The sequence below is a fragment of the Pseudomonas sp. C11 genome, assembly GCF_034683865.1.
Classification (GTDB): Bacteria; Pseudomonadota; Gammaproteobacteria; order Pseudomonadales; family Pseudomonadaceae; genus Aquipseudomonas.
This window is the reverse complement of the sequence record NZ_JAWIIP010000014.1, coordinates 1-18,140: the sequence shown is the minus strand read 5'-3', so window position 1 is coordinate 18,140 and position 18,140 is coordinate 1. Positions and strand designations below refer to the sequence as shown.

The 18,140-nt window shown below is 54.5% G+C and carries 16 protein-coding genes; 4 read left to right on the top strand and 12 right to left on the bottom strand.

What is annotated here, in order from left to right; genetic code table 11:
• Positions 1-140: 140 nt before the first annotated feature.
• The 7 genes from VC352_RS20195 to VC352_RS20165 form a co-directional block, all read right to left on the bottom strand.
• Complete coding sequence (locus VC352_RS20195) at positions 141-1,277, bottom strand: hypothetical protein (RefSeq protein WP_322981298.1); 1,137 nt, start codon at positions 1,275-1,277, stop codon at positions 141-143.
• Between the two features lie 105 nt (positions 1,278-1,382).
• Positions 1,383-2,153, bottom strand: a complete 771-nt coding sequence (locus VC352_RS20190) for a hypothetical protein (protein WP_322981297.1) — start codon at positions 2,151-2,153, stop codon at positions 1,383-1,385.
• The gene (locus VC352_RS20185; protein ID WP_322981296.1) at positions 2,153-3,094 is read right to left on the bottom strand and encodes an endonuclease NucS domain-containing protein; all 942 of its coding nucleotides are present in this window, start codon (positions 3,092-3,094) and stop codon (positions 2,153-2,155) included. Before VC352_RS20185 ends, VC352_RS20190 begins: the two co-directional genes overlap by 1 nt.
• Before the next feature lie 57 nt (positions 3,095-3,151).
• Positions 3,152-3,454, bottom strand: coding sequence for a hypothetical protein (locus VC352_RS20180; protein WP_322981295.1), 303 nt, complete (start codon positions 3,452-3,454; stop codon positions 3,152-3,154).
• A 162-nt stretch (positions 3,455-3,616) separates the two neighbouring features.
• Positions 3,617-4,552: a YagK/YfjJ domain-containing protein gene (locus VC352_RS20175; RefSeq protein WP_322981294.1), complete on the bottom strand. Its 936-nt coding sequence runs from the start codon at positions 4,550-4,552 to the stop codon at positions 3,617-3,619.
• Positions 4,553-4,877: 325 nt separating this feature from the next.
• Positions 4,878-5,075, bottom strand: coding sequence for an AlpA family transcriptional regulator (locus tag VC352_RS20170; RefSeq protein ID WP_322981293.1), 198 nt, complete (start codon positions 5,073-5,075; stop codon positions 4,878-4,880).
• 52 nt (positions 5,076-5,127) lie between these two features.
• A complete protein-coding gene (locus VC352_RS20165) occupies positions 5,128-6,006 on the bottom strand; it encodes a hypothetical protein (RefSeq protein WP_322981292.1) in 879 nt (292 codons plus the stop codon).
• A 32-nt stretch (positions 6,007-6,038) separates the two neighbouring features.
• On the opposite strand from VC352_RS20165, the gene VC352_RS25545 reads away from it, so the two are divergent.
• The gene (locus VC352_RS25545) at positions 6,039-6,857 is read left to right on the top strand and encodes an ATP-binding protein (RefSeq protein WP_416340216.1); all 819 of its coding nucleotides are present in this window, start codon (positions 6,039-6,041) and stop codon (positions 6,855-6,857) included.
• Between the two features lie 295 nt (positions 6,858-7,152).
• Positions 7,153-9,621, top strand: coding sequence for a site-specific integrase (locus tag VC352_RS20160; protein ID WP_322981291.1), 2,469 nt, complete (start codon positions 7,153-7,155; stop codon positions 9,619-9,621).
• 137 nt (positions 9,622-9,758) lie between these two features.
• On the opposite strand, the gene VC352_RS20155 is transcribed toward VC352_RS20160, so the two are convergent.
• The 3 genes from VC352_RS20155 to VC352_RS20145 are packed head-to-tail and all read right to left on the bottom strand — an operon-like array spanning position 9,759 to position 11,931.
• Positions 9,759-10,634: a hypothetical protein gene (locus tag VC352_RS20155; RefSeq protein ID WP_322981290.1), complete on the bottom strand. Its 876-nt coding sequence runs from the start codon at positions 10,632-10,634 to the stop codon at positions 9,759-9,761.
• 49 nt (positions 10,635-10,683) lie between these two features.
• Complete coding sequence (locus VC352_RS20150; RefSeq protein ID WP_322981289.1) at positions 10,684-11,283, bottom strand: hypothetical protein; 600 nt, start codon at positions 11,281-11,283, stop codon at positions 10,684-10,686.
• A 21-nt stretch (positions 11,284-11,304) separates the two neighbouring features.
• The gene (locus VC352_RS20145) at positions 11,305-11,931 is read right to left on the bottom strand and encodes a hypothetical protein (RefSeq protein ID WP_322981288.1); all 627 of its coding nucleotides are present in this window, start codon (positions 11,929-11,931) and stop codon (positions 11,305-11,307) included.
• 195 nt (positions 11,932-12,126) lie between these two features.
• Between VC352_RS20145 and VC352_RS20140 the strand changes: the two genes are divergently transcribed.
• The gene (locus VC352_RS20140) at positions 12,127-12,375 is read left to right on the top strand and encodes a helix-turn-helix transcriptional regulator (RefSeq protein ID WP_322981287.1); all 249 of its coding nucleotides are present in this window, start codon (positions 12,127-12,129) and stop codon (positions 12,373-12,375) included.
• Positions 12,376-12,742: 367 nt separating this feature from the next.
• Here VC352_RS20140 and VC352_RS20135 read toward each other — a convergent pair whose 3' ends face one another.
• Complete coding sequence (locus VC352_RS20135) at positions 12,743-13,792, bottom strand: ankyrin repeat domain-containing protein (protein WP_322981286.1); 1,050 nt, start codon at positions 13,790-13,792, stop codon at positions 12,743-12,745.
• A 182-nt stretch (positions 13,793-13,974) separates the two neighbouring features.
• Here VC352_RS20135 and VC352_RS20130 point away from each other — a divergent pair, with 182 nt between their 5' ends.
• On the top strand, positions 13,975-16,128 hold the full coding sequence (locus tag VC352_RS20130) for an AAA family ATPase (protein WP_322981285.1): 2,154 nt from the start codon (positions 13,975-13,977) through the stop codon (positions 16,126-16,128).
• Positions 16,129-16,696: 568 nt separating this feature from the next.
• Here VC352_RS20130 and VC352_RS20125 read toward each other — a convergent pair.
• Positions 16,697-18,140: helicase-related protein (locus VC352_RS20125; protein ID WP_322981284.1), on the bottom strand; the 1,444-nt coding region annotated here is incomplete at its 5' end.

Below are 18,140 nucleotides of genomic sequence, written 5' to 3'. Positions count from 1 at the left end.
GGAGTAGGCCGATCTTGTTGAAAAAGTAGCTGCCCCCATGCCTTCGGTAGAATTTGGCCCAATACTGGGAGTAGTTCGTGGACACCCTACCGCCCTTGGACCTTTCCAAGCTAGGGAACCAATGGGTAACAGGATGGAGGTTACCCAGCGGCTCCCGGCTCCTGACTCAAACTCGGCACCTGAGCTAGGGATGTATCCGGCTTGTGAGATGAGCGCATCCGCGCCTGCGCACTGCCCAGATAGTCCTGGGTAAAACTCGTGGCCTTGAACGGCCCCGTGCTGGCGCAATACCCACAGGTCTCTGTGTCCGACTCGCTGATCAGATAGCAGCGCTGGCACTCGCTCCCAACTCCGCCCCACGACTCAATCGCCCTGCGAATGGTCGCGACAATAGCTTCAGCCCGCCGACTACTCTCCTGCTTCAGCGACTCGCGCCTGGCCTTTTCAGCCAGCGCCTCCGGTGACTTCTGCTGCGCCTCAAAAGCAGCGACTCGGGCGGCCTGGCTTGCGACACGCAAGGCTTCATTGCGAGCCCGCGCCATCTCAAGCTCAGCATCCATCTGCTCACGCTCCAGTCGGCGCTGCTCAAGCTCCTTCAGCTTCTGCTTCTTCTCAAGCTCATTGCGCTGATCGATCTCCACCTGAATGGCTTGCCGGGCTCGCTCGACCATCACCGCGCCGCGCACCGTATGCAGCCATCGGCGCACCTTCAAATCGAAGAGCACAACCTGGCGAAAAGCGTCCTTGTCGAGGATGGTGTCGAGCCCTAAATGGCTGAGATCCAGCTCCAGGACAGACACGCCAAGCGCGAGCAATGCGGACTCCTTCTGGCGATCCTGCCGCTTGGCTGCCCGCACATACACCAAGAGTTGGTGCTCCCCTGCAGTAAGCACTACATCCGCGGTGACACCAGAGAGCTTAACGCCAGCATCCGCACGCTCAGCCTGTAGCAATGAGGACTCAAAACTGACCGCTTTCCGGATGACAAAACCGTTCATGGTTTTCGCGGAAATCGCCTGCGAGAAAGGGGGTAACTGCAACTGCAGCTCCGCCACTATCAGCTCTATGGCTTTGCGTCTCACGCCAGCCGCATGTCCGCCCTCACAGGCCCGTTGCTGGTGGCGAAAGTACGGCAGCACTTTAGTGCCCTCGTTCGCCGCCACCAAAGCCCGCTGGCACTCCGGGCATACGCACCCGCACCCCAGTCCATTGGCAACTTCGTCAGCCTGAAATAGCTGCCCGTCACGCTCGCCAAAGGGAATCATGTTGCCAGACATCCACGATCATCCTTCTTCGCAGCCTGCGCTGATGGCCACGATTGAACCGCGAAATGATGATGCAGGCCAGCAGGAGCAGATCACTTCACTGTCAGCGAGAGGCATTCACGCTGATGAAGCCAGGCCATCCTCAGGGACAAAGATCCAGCCTTCGCGGCGTGGAACATCCACGCATGGCTGTGCCAGTTGCTCAGGCTGGAAATGGAACAGCCAGGCAATCAACGCACAGGTCAGCGCATCCACTTGATCCACATGCTCCAGCCCCCAATCACACCCGCTGCTTTTGTCAGCCCCCTGGAAGACGCTCGCCCGGAGGCGTTCCAGAGTCGAGGAGCGCTTGCAGGAGGCCGGATAGGCCTCGATGGCGCGTAGCAAGCGATTGTCTGTCCACACTCCGCATTGCTCGATATCAGGAGCAAAGCGGGCAAGCGCGTGCATACCCTTGGTCGCCTGACTGCCGATCATGTCTTTGACTGCCGAGAGAGGGCTGAGCCCCCTTTCAAACAGGAAGCGTTCGGTCTGCCGGAACAGGTAGGGATTGCTTGAGGAGCCCTCGATTGCCTCTGCAGCCCGCCCATTCACTAGCAGCTCAATGAAGGCGGTGGAAAATCCAAGCGGTGTATCGATCGCCAGCACTACGGGAGCAGCGCTGAAGCCTGACGCATCAAGTGCGCAGTATTCGAGTAGCCGTGAGATAAAATCTGCGCTGTCTGATGCCTGGTTGATGCACCTGCGCAAGTTTCCGCGCCAGGGCTTGCCTATGATCTGGCGCTGGACATCGAGCACCACCAAGGCATCCCGACTGGCAGGATTCTTGTCGCAGTTCCAGCCGCCCACATCCCACCCAATGAATATCGGTGACGATGTTGGCGACATCATTTCTCGCCTTTGAACAGCTTGAAGCTGACCCGGTAACGATAGAACTCGATATTGCTCGTCACGCTCAGCGCACGCCGCAAGCGCAGGTCATCTTCGAGGGCAATGATGACACCACGCACCTGCTGATGAGGTTCGGCCAACTCGTCTTTGACATAGCCCATGTAGCGCTGGATCTGCCCGACCACCGTATCACTAGCACGACCGCGCTTGAGCTCAACGACTAGTAGGGTCTGGCCATCCTTGCTGATCGCCAGAATGTCGATTGGGCCGGTATCAGATGGATACTGGCGACCGACAGGATCTCCTTCTTCGCTAAAGATATCGAAGTCTTTACCCAGATCGGTAAGTGCCCAGTTGGCCACCAGGAACTCTTCCAGGTGCTTCTCCAAAGCAAAGGTTGTCGGATCCTCTACCGAGGCGTCGCTATGCATCAGCGCAGGCGGTTGCTTGCCTGCCAGCAAGCTTTCAAGCTCTTCCGCGTGCTTGCTGATGTCACTCACGGTGCCGATGGAGCCAGTCGAGTTTTTCAGCGGCTGGCTCATCTCATCGCGGGCTATGCCCTGGTCAAACCATCGAATCTTCCGGCGGTGAGAAAGGTCACCCGCCGGGACGTAGTAGTAGTCCGAGACGACCTCTCCAACGTAATACTGCCCGGTGCCATTTGGGCAAAGGACAATGTCGCCTTTGCGCATCCCCTTGCACACGGTGTGCAACATCCCGCAGGCAAGCCCCGCTGCAATCTTCGACTTACCGGGGTTAGCCTGCAGATAGACAGGAATGAACTGGTGATTAAAGTCTCGCCAGCTCTCCGGCAAGCTGGCAGACAAGTCCTGATCGATGCTCCAGTTGGCGGCGATAAAACCGCCCTGGAAGCACTCGGAGGCGTACACCGACTTGGCGCCAGCCATGATGCGGTAGTAACTACGGTTCGGGGTCATTGGGCGTCCATGTCGGGGTGGTTGATCAGACTGCACATAGCCGAGCAGCTACGTTGATCAGTCGTCCTCTTCAGCCTGCTGGAAACGCATGGCACTGACCATTTCCACGCCGGCCGGCTGCTTCACCAGTTCATAGGTATCCAGGCTGACACCCTCGCCGCCCAAGGAGTAGGAAACAAGCCAGGTAAACTCACCAAGTGCGTGAGCGGCGGTGAAGGACACTGACCAATCTTCAGTATCGCCCTTAAACAGGCCGCTGCTGTTCTTCACCAAGTCATGCTGCTTCAGTTCACTTGCCGCGATACGGTAAGTCTGCCCGGCCGCCTCGAATACGGCCTCGCCAATTGGTTTTACTGCCATGGGATCCCCCTGTCACAAGAGGGATCCACTATACCTCAGGCCTATCGACGACGACTGCTACCGCGCCGCTCAGTGCATAGCACTGCTGGCCCGCTGGTGCGATAGCTGCCCTTCTCTTGATCAAGCTGAAACGAATAGGCTAGGTAGGACAATCCAAGACGATCACAACTGCCCTGTTGCGATGGTCCTCGCCCCACACGGCTTAACCTGCAGATACTGGTCATTCTTGGCCAGGTAGCGCATTGCCTGGATCACGTACTGGCAAGCCACTGGGTCGTTGCGGTGGATCGTTCCGACACCAGGCTCCGAGTAGTCCTCTCTTCTGCAGATATGAGCGTACCCACCACCCCAGGTGATCTGCTCCCATAGCTTTTCAATCTGCAAGCCTTTATCCCAATAGCTCTGAACGTGGGCGCTGTTGAAGAAGAACGCTGCATGGATGTGAAAGCTGCCGGATTTCCCCCCCTGCTCCACCGACCAGGCATAGCCAGTTTCGTGGGCGAAAATAGAATTACGCTCACGTGCCCGAATCAGCACTCTTAGGTCTTCGTAGACCTGCTCGATGCGAAGCCGCTGTTGGGCCAAGAGGTTGTAGTACAGGTCAATTCGCAGCACTTCGGTGCGCGAGTACTTAGCCAGCACGCTTCGCGCGTATTCCTCCAATCGCATTGTATTTATCTTTGACTGGTAGAGCCGATCAGCATGCCTACGCTTGAAAGCTTCAGTCTGGGTCAGCTCCCGAATCCGGCCCACCAATCGATTCATCGTCCGGGGGAAGTCCAGGTAGTAGGTGCCTGTTTCGTCCAGGCATGTAGCACCCTGGAATCCCCGCTCTAATCCGATGTCCTGACAGGCCTGCAGGAATGCCTTTAGTTGCTCGCTGTAATCGTAGCGGTCGGCGAAGACGTTGAGCAGGCTGTTGAGGTTGAGCAGGAGCGAGCCAATGCGCGTTGGCTCAGTATGCTCGCCAGAAAGTGGCACCGCTTTGATGTGGAAGGCTGGTTGCTTGTAGCGAGCAATGGCTTCCACCAAACGGTGGATCTGCAGCGATGCTTGAGATTGAGGAAGAGTGCTGAAGGGATTGGGTGAAGTGAACATGATTGGTCCTGGTATGGGTGAACTCATACCAGTGACCTGTAGGTAAGACTTTATTGACCATCAGTATCAAAACAGAATCATTGATAGCTATTATCAATCTAATATAAATAAAACCAACCACTCATAAGCAGCCAATCCCTGACATTGCCTGTGGACGACATGCTGATTCCCCAGGAAATCCGAGGGTTTGGGTTGAGGCCAACCTGAGGGAGTTAGCTGAGGGATACCGAGCACAGCGTCGAGGCAAATAGGCAGTTAGCGGTCGGCGATATCCTAGGATATTCGTCATAGGAAACCGGGTTTCAACCCCCGATCTCCTATGACTTCACGCAGCGCTCTTACCCTCATCTCGCTCTTCGATCCGGGCCAAGACCCAATCGTGTACCTCGCTTTCGACCCAGCCGACGCAACGGTCACCCAGCGAGACGGGCTTCGGGAACGAGCCCTCGGCGATGTACTTGTAGATGGTGGAACGGGACAGACCGGTGGTGTCGATGACGTCTTTCAGGCGAATGATTTTCACGGTGCAGCACCTCTGAGTATTGGTTCAGAGGATTCGCAAGCCATGTGGAAATTTACCCAGATGCCATATGGGTACTCTGCGGGGCACTCCGTCCGTATCGAGCCAAAGACTTGGGCACGGATAGAAGCGGGCTGCCCTTCCAGGGATATTTTTCAAGCTCAAACTTGATGTACCGTTGCTTAGCACCCTCACGGCCAGCAAAAATCACAGGCATAGGTTTTCGCCTCCTGGGCTGGATCAGGACACAGCGCACGCCTCCATCCCTCCCCACCGGAACGTTGGCGACTGGAAGAAGCTGGTAGTCGCAATCGAAGTCGTAGTCGCTGAGGAATAGCCAGTGAAGCGGCTCCAACCTGCGCTTGACCTTGCATGCCTGGGCAACTGCTACCCGAGCAAGCATCATCTCGACCTCCCCCATTGGCACCTCATGTCCTTTTGCAACCTGCAACAGCCCGCGCACTGACTGCTGAAGCTCAGAATCCACCTCTAGCTGCTCAAGCGAATGCCAGCGAGTGGACAACAACTGGGAGGAGAGCTGATCTAGGACAAACTGCAGCGCCGCAGTCACCATCACCTGCCCCCCTGGACGCTGCAGCACGAAGTATCTGGCCAGGCCATTCTCGCTATCGTGCGCATCGGCCGGCAGCCCTAAAAAAATTCGCTCAGTCCGACCCAAACCGAAGCCGGCCGCCGGCTCGACTACGGCATGTCCGACAATAATGCCCGCCTCTGTCCGATTGCGCACATTCCGCTTGTCCTGCGAGTCCATCACCACAATGGTGCTCACCGCATGCGCTTGCCGCAGATCCGGATGGTGCAGATTCAGGAAGTACACCGTCCCCCATTTGCTCAGTAGCGGCCATCCACTGAATCCAGGCAGTTGATGACTGATAAAACCCAGCTCGCGGAGCTTAAACAGGTGAGCTTTCAAGCGCTCCTGGTTCAGGCCTGTAAGCTCCGTCAATTTGGTACTGCCAAGCCCTCTCACAATGCCCCAGCGATCCGCATGGGCCAATAGCACGGCCAACAGCCAGCGAGTCGCACCGGCAGCCTTCTCTTTCAGCTGGAACGCATCCTGCCATCAGAGCACTGAGCTCGTTAAATGAAAGTCTGATCATAAACAGGCTGGGGCAGCAGAGTGATAGAAAGCCATATGCCAAGTTACGGAAGAGACCCCAGAGCCTTGTTAACCAAGCCGGGCTCCGGCTACCTGACGCCAGCCTTGAAGAGTTAGATCGTAATGCTCAACGCGGCATTAACCTCGGCCAACTGGACGCTTTAGCACCATGCACCTGGATCCAGCATGGTGAACAGGTCGCGATTATCGGCGCGCCTGGCCGCGGAAAGACTTGGCTAGCATGCGCAATCGGTCGTGCGGCGTGTCTGAAAGGCTTCCGAGTCCGCTACTACCCTATGCGGGTGCTACTAAATGAGCTGGCCAAGGATGCCGAAAGCCGTCACGCAGGTGCACTCAGGACAGAATTGCTGCGACAGGACCTACTCATCATTGATGAGTTTGACCCCAAGGGACTAAGCGACCAGCAGTACCTATGGCTACTTGAGGTTATTGATGATCGCCAAGCGCGACGCTCAACATTGGCCGCCAGCCTGAAAACACCCAAGGAGTGGGCGGAGAGAGTCCCAGACAACCAATACGCGCACATGCTGGTAGACCGGCTTAGCAAGACCCGATGCGTCTTCCATCTACAGGGAGAATCGAGGCGCATCCCACCTGCGACGGAGAATGATCCACAGGAGCCTGCGGCTAGGCCAGACCTCTGATCATCCAGGCAAGAGTAGGTCTCGAACCGTCTACGAGCTCCAGGGTCATGCTCTATCGATTTCCACAGAGGGTTTCGAGTTCAAATCCAGCAGACCGGTATTCCAAAAGGTATTCCAAGGAAAAACTTAACCGGAATTTTTCTTTATTTTTCATAGCAATAAGAGATCATTTCAGATTACCCCGGCCCACCAATCATGAAGCTAAGTCTTTGATTTTAAAGACTTAATCGAAATGGGGTTCAAACCGAGTCTGGAAATTTCTCAGAAATTTCCACTGACGACGAGGTTGAACCCCATGCAACACCTAGCCCATTACCTGTACCGCGACAGCAACGACCAGTTGGTTTTCCGGCTGATCCTCCCTCGCCTGCTTCAGCAGCGCTTCCCATACGTCCCTCGCGAAATTCGCTGGCCGCTCGATAGCATGTCCGTCGAGGACGCCCGTGAACTGGCCTTGGATCTGGCCGAACGCATCCGCCAACTCCGCTTTCGCCTTGGCGAAATCAAGACGGGGGAAGGCCTGCAGCACGAACTGGCCGCCATTCGGGCGTCCATCCGCCCGCTCGGCCCGCAGACAGCTCCGCGCAAAACAGCGCCACCACATAGCTCGCAGATTGCTTGCCCGGTGCAGGATCTCACCCTGACCATTGGCCGCCAGCGCTACGAACAACTGCGCCACATGCCCACCTTCATGCTGCGCGAAGCACAGCAATTCACCCTGCAAGTGCCGCTCCCCGACCTCCTGGGCGCCGCCTATCCCCTGATGCTGAAAACCCAGGTATTCGAGCTACACACACTGGATTCGGCAGAAGCACAGCAACGCGCCCAATTCATTCTGCAGGGCATGGCTGAGTTGAAGGAACTACTGGAACAGCACCTACAGCGCGGCGAATGGTTTCCGCTCTATCACGCCAGCTTCCAACTGGAAGCGCTGCGTCGCTATCTCCTGCCTGAGCACGGCCTGCATTTCCGGCATAACCCGCGCTGGCTGGCACTGCGCCCTGTGGACCTGCGTGAGCGCGACCACGAGTTCCTGCGCAAACTCGATAACCCGGCAGGCGCCAGTAATGCGGCCCACTGCCTGCACCCCGCGACCGGCTCACCTCATCTGCTAGATATCGACATGCCGGAGCCCCTGCACAGCAACTATCCCCAGCTTCCAGCTCGGCTGACATTCGACCTGCACACCCACGACCTGCATGAAGCCGTGCTCAAGTCTGGCTTTGCACTGGAACGCTTCGACTGGCTGTCGGGGCTGGTGCTTCAGGGCCAGCAGTTTGGCGGTGGCATCCCCACACTCAACGAATTGCGCATTCATGTCGAGGCCATACGTGCGCGCCTGCGCCCTGACAGCGATTTGCCAATCCCTCCGGGACAAACGCCGCCGACAACACCAACTCCGGATCACAACGACGGCTGGGCCATACCGAATTCTCACCTGGACTCGGCGCCGGCAAACCCACTCGGCGCACTGTTCGCTGGAGGCTTGGTGCCTCAAAACGAGCAATCACCCGATGCCCGTATGACCATTCAGCAATTGATGGAGCGCTACCGCCGTGACCAAGAGCTGACCGGGCAATGGTCGCATCAGGGAACGCGCTTTCTGAACTGCGCAAGGCTCGAAGCCGCCTGCGAGCTGCTGGGCCCTTTGCGCCCGATCCAGTCAGTAACGACGGAGGACTTTCGTAACCTACGCACGGTGCTGATGATGTATCCCCGCAATCGACGCCAGATTCGCGAACTCAACGACACGCCTATCCATTTCCTGATCGAGCAAGGTAGGTACGAAGTCGTGCATCCCAAGACCGCGAAGAAATACTTCGACCTAGCCCGAGCCATGTTTCGCTTCGCATACGAGAACGAATGGATCGCCCGCGACATTGCCGGGCCCGTCCGACTCAAGGAGAAGGCCCGCAAGCGCAGCGCTCGAGTACGGCGTGCGTACACTCCGCAAGAGCTTGAACAACTGCTCAACGGGCCGGTGTACGTCTGCCCCAAAGTACCGCGCTGGCGCATGGATGACTTCAAATTCTGGTTGCCGCTGCTAGGTCTGTTCACCGGGTCTCGGTTGAATGAGCTTTGCCAACTGACAATCGAGGATATCCACCAGACGCCTTGCGGTGTCTGGGTGATTAGCCACAACCTGAACCTTCCTCACAAGCTGCTGAAAAATAGCAGCAGTGCTCGCGATATCCCGTTGCATTCCGTGCTGCTGGAGAAAGGCTTTCTCGATTTCGTCGCACAGCGACGTGCCGCTGCGAAATCCAGCAAAGAGCTACTGTTTCCGGAAATGCGTGCCGATACCCGTCGAGCGCACAGCCATATCGCTTCGCGCTGGTTCTGTGGCGATCCCCAGCGAGCCGGCTACTTACAGCAGTGCGGATTTCCGCGCCTCAATGGCCTTAGCTTCCATTCACTACGACACACCTTCATCAATCAGCTCCGACAGACAGGAGTCGATCAAGCGCGGATTCAGGCCCTTACGGGGCATAGCAATGACTCCACTACCGCGGAGTACGGCGATGATTACAGCATCGAGATCAAGCAACAGACCATCGAAATGCTGCGTTTCAAGGTCGACCTCAGCCAGATCGACTATGCGCATTACCAACGGCTGCAAAAACATTCACATCAGCCTGGTCGCCCAGGACGCAGGCACGAACAACCGCACAGACCACGTAAATCCCTTGGGATCGACGGTAGCGACAACAGGCCATTGGTGAATTGGCTCAAGGATCCGCGACCAGGCTTATCTCTGACGTAGACCGCCCAACCAAGAGTAAGGAGCAGCCGAGCTAGCCATAGCTCAGCTGCTTTTACTTGCCTTGATCGCCCCTAACGTATCCAACCTAAAGCCATCGAAAAAAGACCTCCCGCCTGGATGTATGAGTCGAGTCAAACTCATAGCTCCACTGTGGCTAGAACTCTCACTGGATCATTCAAAAGATTGCTGACAAGCTCAACCTTAGTAATTTTCATCACCACATACTTGGTCCGGTAGTCATCCAGCTTGTTCTCTGCAACAGAATGCACAAACCCATAGAATCGGAAGTTTACGTTATAAGAATAACCGCCATTATATTTACTGATTTCCCGAGCAGCGTCTTCTGGAATCCTGATGAGGTCAAGCTCACCAGCATTTACAAAGGAAAGTTTATAACCGACCACATCCGAATACCGTATCGAATCGCGCTTATAAGGAACCGCATTATCAGCACCCGGCTCGCCCCTCAATGAGTTATTGGTGACAAATCCCTGCCGATCAAAATCATATTGACCCAAACTTATACCGTTTGGCATGTCCACCATCACATACGATACACCAGAGAACCGCGAAGCGTTTTCTCGTAGAAGAGGAGCTATTTGCTTTACCAGATCTCGCTTCGTGAACTGATCGCCTCGCCTATATGCATCCATCAGATCTACAAGCTCTTTATCTCTTTGCACACTGTTCGATGGGTAAATTTTCTCAATCGCCGCCTCTGCGTCGAAATCGTCGACCGTTTTACTGGCAAATAGATACAATAGATCCATTCCGGTGCTTATTTTATAATATTCATCCGCGGCACCACTTGGTTCGGAAAGCACGGTAACGCCCTGCTCTCTCAAAGTTGGCGGAGCAGGCCTTTCATTCTCCAAGTGACTCTTAGACTTCGTCTCCACATTAAGCTTTTCCTCATTGCTAACACTGGCCTCATCGGAGCACCCAGAGACCACAGCGCTAAAGAAAACCATAACACCGATAAATCTTGCCAGACTAAACAAGCTTGAGTTCATACCCACCAACCTCAAAAATTCTGTTACATCATTACGAGACCTGGAAGTCTTACTGGCACAATGCTGCATTTACCTGGTCAAATCCGGCTAACGCATAGACATAACCAACAGCAGACTTATTACCAAGGACACCACTTGTAGTCACTGTCAGCTGCTGCCCACCACTCAACTCGTCAATCAGATTGCTACCTTCAGGGGCCTCAAGCTCCGCACGACTCCAATTCAAAGCCCAACGCTCACTAAACGCGGCGCCGCCATCGACTTTAAATGTAAGACTGAAAGAGTCATTTCTTCCGTTAGCGAGTCCAAGCATATAGGGCAGTGCTTGAATCCGCAGACCTCGGCTGCCAGCAAAGCAATCGATCGTCATTCGAAATCGCCCTTGCCCCTGAATGCCGAATATCCTAGAAGCAGGAATAGTGGCCGAAGAAAACGCCCCCCTCTTTCCAGTACCTGCCTGGAGGGCAATTTCCGGTTTCGTCTTAAGCCAATTGCCAATAATCGTAGCCCCCATGCCATTGGCGTTGGCTCTACAAGAAGCTGCTGCACCTCCATACATGAGTTCACAGAAGTCCGCAAAGGCCAGCGTCGGCAATATTGCTAACATAACCGCCATTAAGCGAGATTTCAAAGCTATAAATAACGACATACATCCACCTTCAGACAGATGTTATCCACGCCAACATGCTTTCAGCTCTGCGACTGCCCTAGCATATATTCGCTGCTCAGCACGTACCTTCACCACCTGGCCAATCACTGTTACTAAAAGTAGAGCTAGCGCCAAGAGAACATAGTTGCTCACCAACTGATTCCAATTTCGGTACATAGGCGGAGCGAAAGCAATTAGGCTGACCAACAGTACAAATGCGCTGTAGATACGATTACCACGCATGCGCTTGTAACTACCCAGCAAATTCTCTCCATTGACCAAATGCAGCCCGCCGAGCACAATTCCTCCGACATAGCCCACAAAGGGAATACTTAGCATCAGCGAACTAATGATCGCCCTGACTAACTCCATAGCCATTGAATTGTTTTTGAATGGCGACTCAATGGGAATTTCCGCTGACCGCTTAAACGCGATAATTTCACCATTGAAAAATGCAATGGCAATTCTTGCCCCTGGCACTAAAGGCATCGATAGATTCACTGTCGACACATGGCTTACATGCTGTGTTTTCAGATCCTTAATCCATCCCTGCTTAGTGTGAGCAGTTTCTATACCCTCATAATTTCCATAAACAGTGCTGGCCTCATCAGCAGACAAAACCTCATACAGCGCAGTCTTCAAACCCATGTGTCCACCGCAGTCATGCCATTTCTTGGAGGCGTGTGCCCCCACCCACCCCTCTCCATAGTGAGAGATCACCGGCACGGATACCGGCCGATCGCCAGCAAGCATCGCACAAACCCAAAACAGGTTAAACCCTTTTTGGGATAATCCCAAAATAGGCTTACTAAAGCTGTCGTCCTCCCCAACGGCGACGCAGCCTTGACCTCTACCTACTCGGATTCATACCAGCATTTGCTCGAGCTACTCCTCGACGCGCGTAAAAGCGCAGAGCTCACACAGGAGCAGCTCGCCAAGCGTCTAGGCAAACCACAGTCGTTCGTATCAAAGTACGAACGAGGAGAACGCAGGCTAGATGTGATTGAGCTACTTCAGGTTTGCAAGCAGGTCGGCATTGACCCGCACAGCATTATCCAGGCGCTTGAGCAGTCTTCACTGCCCGCACGCTGAGCAGTCATGCTGTGGCTACTACCCCTCCTCGCCTGCCAGTCATAGCGCACGTTTTTACCTTGGAAGTCCACTGCTCCAGCCTGACGTTGCTCCCCGGAGAGTCTTTGGATCAAGAGCGCGGGGATGGAGCGGCGTGAGGTACAGCAGGTGTTGGCCGATTGCAGCTGGTGATGACGGGCAGCTTTCGGCCAGGAGCGGTCACTCAAAGACACCTTATAGTTGTGTTCATGCAGTCTTGGATTAAGCAGTTGGAAGCTGGGTGAGCCACCAGGCGGTAGAAGGTGCTACTGGCACGATGCCCTCAAGCGAGCCGTAGATCAGGTAAAACGAGCGGCTGAAATTGCCGTACGCCAAGAACGGCACAGATTCACTCTCGAGCTCCTTTGGAACGCAGATAGTTAGCCACGCTGACGTTACCAAAAACCTCTGCAGCACGAAGAGGCGTATCACCGTCCTTGTTTTTCAGTTGCATGTTCGCGCCTTTCTCGACAAGCATCTGTACCACCTCCAGATGACCACCGTATGCAGCCATGATCAGTGCCGTGTCGCCCCCAGGCTCGGTCCTCACATCAAGCCGCACCTTCTTGGCCAGAAGTGACTTTACGCACGCGCTAGCACCTGCTTGCGCAGCAAGGCTCAATGGGGTGAAACCGAACTGTATAGATTTAGGGTCTGCCTGAGCACCAGCGACAAGTAACTCATCCAATACCTGGCACTTGCCGGCGGCAGCTGCTGTGTCGATCGCTGGGCTCCCGGGAATACCGATTGCAGGCACTTCCTTGTCCTTCGAGTTCACATCAAAGCCAGATGCGATGTATTGACGAACGATTGCAATATTGCCTGCTTCGACTGCTTTCTTTAACGCTTCTACCGTCATCGGAGCCGCTAAGTCTTGAGGGTCTTGCTGTTGGAGCGGGTCATCGCGCTTAGCAATTTCTGGGGCTGGAGCACCATCGCAGCGAGACAAACCTTCCTCAGTTAGACGAAGGAGCTCCGATGGTTCGTAGACTGTCTTGCCATCGATCCAGCCACGGCTTTCTGCTCGGGCACGAGCAGAGCCATTTAAGGCCACTACCCCCTTCTCAGTAACCACCGTTACAAGCTTTACCTGCAGATCACCAGGGCCCATAACCTCACATACGGGTGAATCAGTGGTCTTCAGCTCAGCTAGCATCTCAGGCCCCACCATCTTGGCGCTATCCTCACTCCTGGCAGCCAGACGTTCACGCTCTAATTGCTGCTCACTTTTAGGCAAGGCATTGATATAGAGATAGGCAAAAAATAACGCGCCTATACAGCCAACGATGTTAGAGAGCAGGGCTTTGCGACGTAGAAAGTAATACAGAAAACCAGCCGCGAGAGCCCAACCAAGCGCAAGCGTGGTGAGCATGCCAAAGAAGACGATGGCTCCGATCATATTACCTCCATGTATAAACTCAACTGACCTATCGAGATTAGGTTCTTTTACAGAAAGCACGGCTACGAATTTAGCCTCAGAGCACTAGCGAGACCAGGCAGTCCATCAGCGCGGTGTCACTATGCAATCACAAGTGTTCCATTTATCTTTGAGCTGGGTTTGCTCACGCCAAGGATTGCCGCATGATCGAAAAAATTCTGCTTCGCAACGTATCCAGCTACTCTCCAGACTCAGCGGTGTCCATTGCCACGCTCAAGCGCGTGAGTTTGTTCTACGGCCATAACGGGACGGGCAAGACAACTATCAGCAACTTCCTTCAGGCCCCTGCTGAGGCCTGCTACAGCTCTTGCGGCGTGGAGCCAGCAAAGGTTGGCCGGGAGATCCTAGTCTACAACCATGCATTCATGGAGAAAAATTTCCATGAGGCCGCATCCCAACCAGGGGTCTTCACCCTCAATGAGGGCAACATTGAGGCGGAAGCAGCCCTCGCAGCGGCAGAGGCAGCAATCGCTGAGCTGACGATCGCCCATGATACTGAAATGGAGAAGGGCGTTACCTGCAAGAAGGCCCAGGAGCAAGCTCATGAGGCGCTGCTGGACAGTGTATGGAAGCCTAAGCGTGACTTCGATAACACTGCTTTGGCTTACTGCTTCAGGTCGCTCAACACCAAAGAGCGTTTACTTGACGCAGTCCGACGCGTCCAGCTTGTGGCAATCACTGACACCGCTCAGGGGCTGCTCAGCGAGGCGGCAGAACTTAACGAGGCCAGTGATCAGGAGCTGCCCGGAATCGCGTCAATCACCTTCCAGGCGGGCAAGCTAGAAACCGACCCGATCATGCAGGAAGTCATCACTGGGTCAGGCGATTCCTACCTTTCTGCGTTCATTCAGCAACTGGGAAATTCGGATTGGGTCAAGCAGGCACTGCGCTATGAGGTCGAGGCAAAAGACCAGTGCCCACTATGCCAGCAGCCCTTGCCGCAGGATTTCTATGCTGAAATTCGTAAAGTCTTCGATAAGACCTATGAGCAGCGCCTTGGTTTGCTGCAGCAACTCGAAAGCCAATACCGAGACGCGGTGGATCAATTCCTGCGACGGTGCGAGGCTCCGGAATATCAGCTGCAAGCTATAAAGCTCCGTGTCACCAGGCTTCACGCTGTGTTCCAGAAAAACCTGCAATCCATCGCTACGAAGCTCGCCAGTCCATCCCTCACGATTACGCTGGAGTCCACTGCAACATTGGTCGCCGAGTTGAACAGTGAGATCGCGGCTGAGCAACTGAAAATCGACGCTATCAATGCGAGGATAAAAAACAGGAAGCAGCATGAGGAGGACATCAAACGACGCTTCTGGAGCTGGTACAGAGCTTCGTGCGACGCGGCTTTCGTGGCATTCGAAAAGGTCGACAAGGAGCAGGGGCGCCAACGCCAGGCCGCCAAGGATGAGGTTCAGTCTCTGCGGGATCGCATTCAGGCACAACGCGATATCATTGCCCAATCCAGAGCGGCCATCACGAATATCGACCAGTCGGTCGAGAGTATCAATAATTGGTTGCGGGTGCTGGGTCTGAAGGGCTTCGCGCTGATTAAAGAAGAGGGCCCGGTGCCGCAATATCGTCTCGAGCGCCCTGGCCAGACTGAAGGGGTGTTCAGAACGCTAAGTGAGGGCGAGAAAACGCTGATCTCGTTTCTCTACTTCCTTGAGGTCTGCAATGGCGAGCTGGACACAGCTAGTGGGAAGCTGAAACGTGATCGCATCATCGTCATTGATGACCCAATATCGAGCCTCTCCCATAACTATGTCTACGATATTGCGTCGCTGATCAGGCGGCAGGTGCTCATCCCGAGAGACCGGTTCAAGCAGGTGATCATCCTGACGCACAACCTTTTCTTCTTCCACGAAATGGTCAAGCTCTTGAAGGATGACGGAGAAAAATCCTTGGCAATGTTCCGGATCACCAAGTCTGAATACAGTTCGGTCGTGACCATGGAAGAGCGCGAAATCCAGAACGACTACCAAGCCTTCTGGCAAACCATCAAGGATGCGTTGCAAGGCCGAACTTCCCCTAACGTGATTCCGAACATGATGCGCAATATCTTGGAGTACTACTTCAGCTTCGTGCATCAGTCGCACAGCTTGCGCCAGGCGTTGACTGATCTTAGCGAGGAGAATCCAGAGTTCAGAGCGTTTTACCGATACATCAACCGTGAATCACATGCTGACTCGGTTAACCTCACTGATTTCGGCGAGATCGATCCGGCGATCTTCGTCGCACGGTTTAAGGATGTGTTCATCAGAACCAATTTCGAATCTCACTTCGACAAGATGATGGCATAGCAAGCCATGTATTCTGGGAGGGCTGCGTCAAGGCGTATGTGATCGCTCCTTCTACCAGGAACGACCGGATAATCTGGAATTGCACGAGGGCTGATCTTTCCATGTTCGGCATCCACTGATAGCATTTGGCCTGCAGCTACCACCAAAGGGATCTCCTTCCTGCCTGGCACTCATCTGCTCGCTTTGCACGTGGTGTGTAAAGGCTATCAGCGGCCCGCTGAGATCAGATGGAGAATACGCCATGACCGATCATGGGAAAGTTGTCCTGGTTCGCCAGTACAACCGTTTCCGGTTTGGGCAATGGGAAACCGTGTGCATGCACATGCGCTCCCTACCGCGCCGGTAATTGAACGTACCTAGGTGGTAGCTGCACTTCTTTTTCTAGAGCTTCTTCGCTACCTAATCAGCGTTCCTTTCGATTTGCCTCCAACGCGCTACAGGCAGGAAATCGAATGACTGCTTCTGGCCGATTGCAGCCGGTGAAGACGGGCAGCTATCGGGCCACAAGTGGACATTCTAACTAATGCAGCCTCCCAGGACGACTCACAGACGCCTTGAGGGGACTTTCTCATATGTCTTCAATTGCCCAGATTGTGATGTCTTTTTCAAACTGCCCCAGTCCAAAGCTATCGATATGGGGTGCAAGCATTCGCACCTTGCCAAGCATCTCGTTCAGGTTGCCTGAAGGCAAAATGGCCCATTTGAATTTCGATGAAATCTGGACCGGAATGCCGTATTCATCCAGTGCGGTCAGTAGAGGATCGTGGAAGAGATTTTCCAGTTGCTCTGCGAAAAGAGCAAAGTCTCCATGCTCGAGGCCGAGCATGCTAAAGACGTCCGCCTGAATTCGGCTGATAGCCATGAAATCCCGGGGCAGCTTGTAGCACATGATGTTTCTGATGAATTTGAGTCTTTGTCCGATGGACTCGCTCGGGGTTCGGCCTTGGCGGTCGTCGCCTATGGCCTGTTGTAGATATTCAGGAAAGTTTTTCTGCCCGACCCGCAGTGCGTTAATGTGCCAGTGCAACTGTGAGCCCGAATGAATGTCGTAGTCTGCAAGTTTATGCGGAAGGTGGTCGTAAAACAGATTACAGAGATACTCCTGCTGATGGGGCTCTGGAATTGCGTTCCAGTTCAGCCGCACCAAGCTAATGGGTAACTCCCGGAGGATTCTCTCGGCAACCTCTATCTGTCGCTCGATCGGAATGTATCGATTCTCAACCAAAGTTGCCTGAGAAAGACCTGGGGCGGAATGGCCGCCGACTCGCTGAAGCGAGAGGTCGGTCAGGTACTCCTTCTCAAGCTTCAACAGCATTCCTATTGGGGAATTTTCATCTTGCAGGCCGACTGGGTATTCGACGGTCTGATCCGTTTCCACAGGTGGGCTCTCAAGCATGTACACCTTGCCGATGAAGTATTGGTTCATGCGGCCGGCTCGCCCCGAGATGTTCTTAAACGTGAAATGGTCAAAGGGCGTGTTGCTGACCCGGCGATCGTAGATAATGACGTTCTCTGCTGAAGTATTTACGCCCTCGATCATCGTCGAGGTGCAGATGATGTGCCGGATTACGCCCTCATTGAACAGCTTGACGAAGTACTGTTGTAGGGCACGTGGAACGCCCCCATGATGGATTCCTATCCCCACAGAGATAGCCTTGGCCACATTCCACAAGGGGTGATAGTGCTCGGATATCCATTGAGCGATGGTGGCAGTTGCCCCCACTGGAGCAAACTTTCCCTCATCGATCAGGAACTGCGCGACCCGATTGGCACTGGCAGGTGACTGGCAGTAGATCAGGGTCGGACTGGTGATCTGAGCGCACAACTCAAGCAGCTTTTCCTTCCGGACACTTCCATTGAAAGGAAGATTGAAGTAGTGCACGTCTACGGCAACGGTCGCAAATGTAGACGGAATGAAGTTGTACTCGTAGGCGTCTAGCTGTGATCTCTCAGTAGGTTGTTCATCCGGGGCATTCCCGGAATTCTGGAAGCGCGACCAACACAGCCTTCCA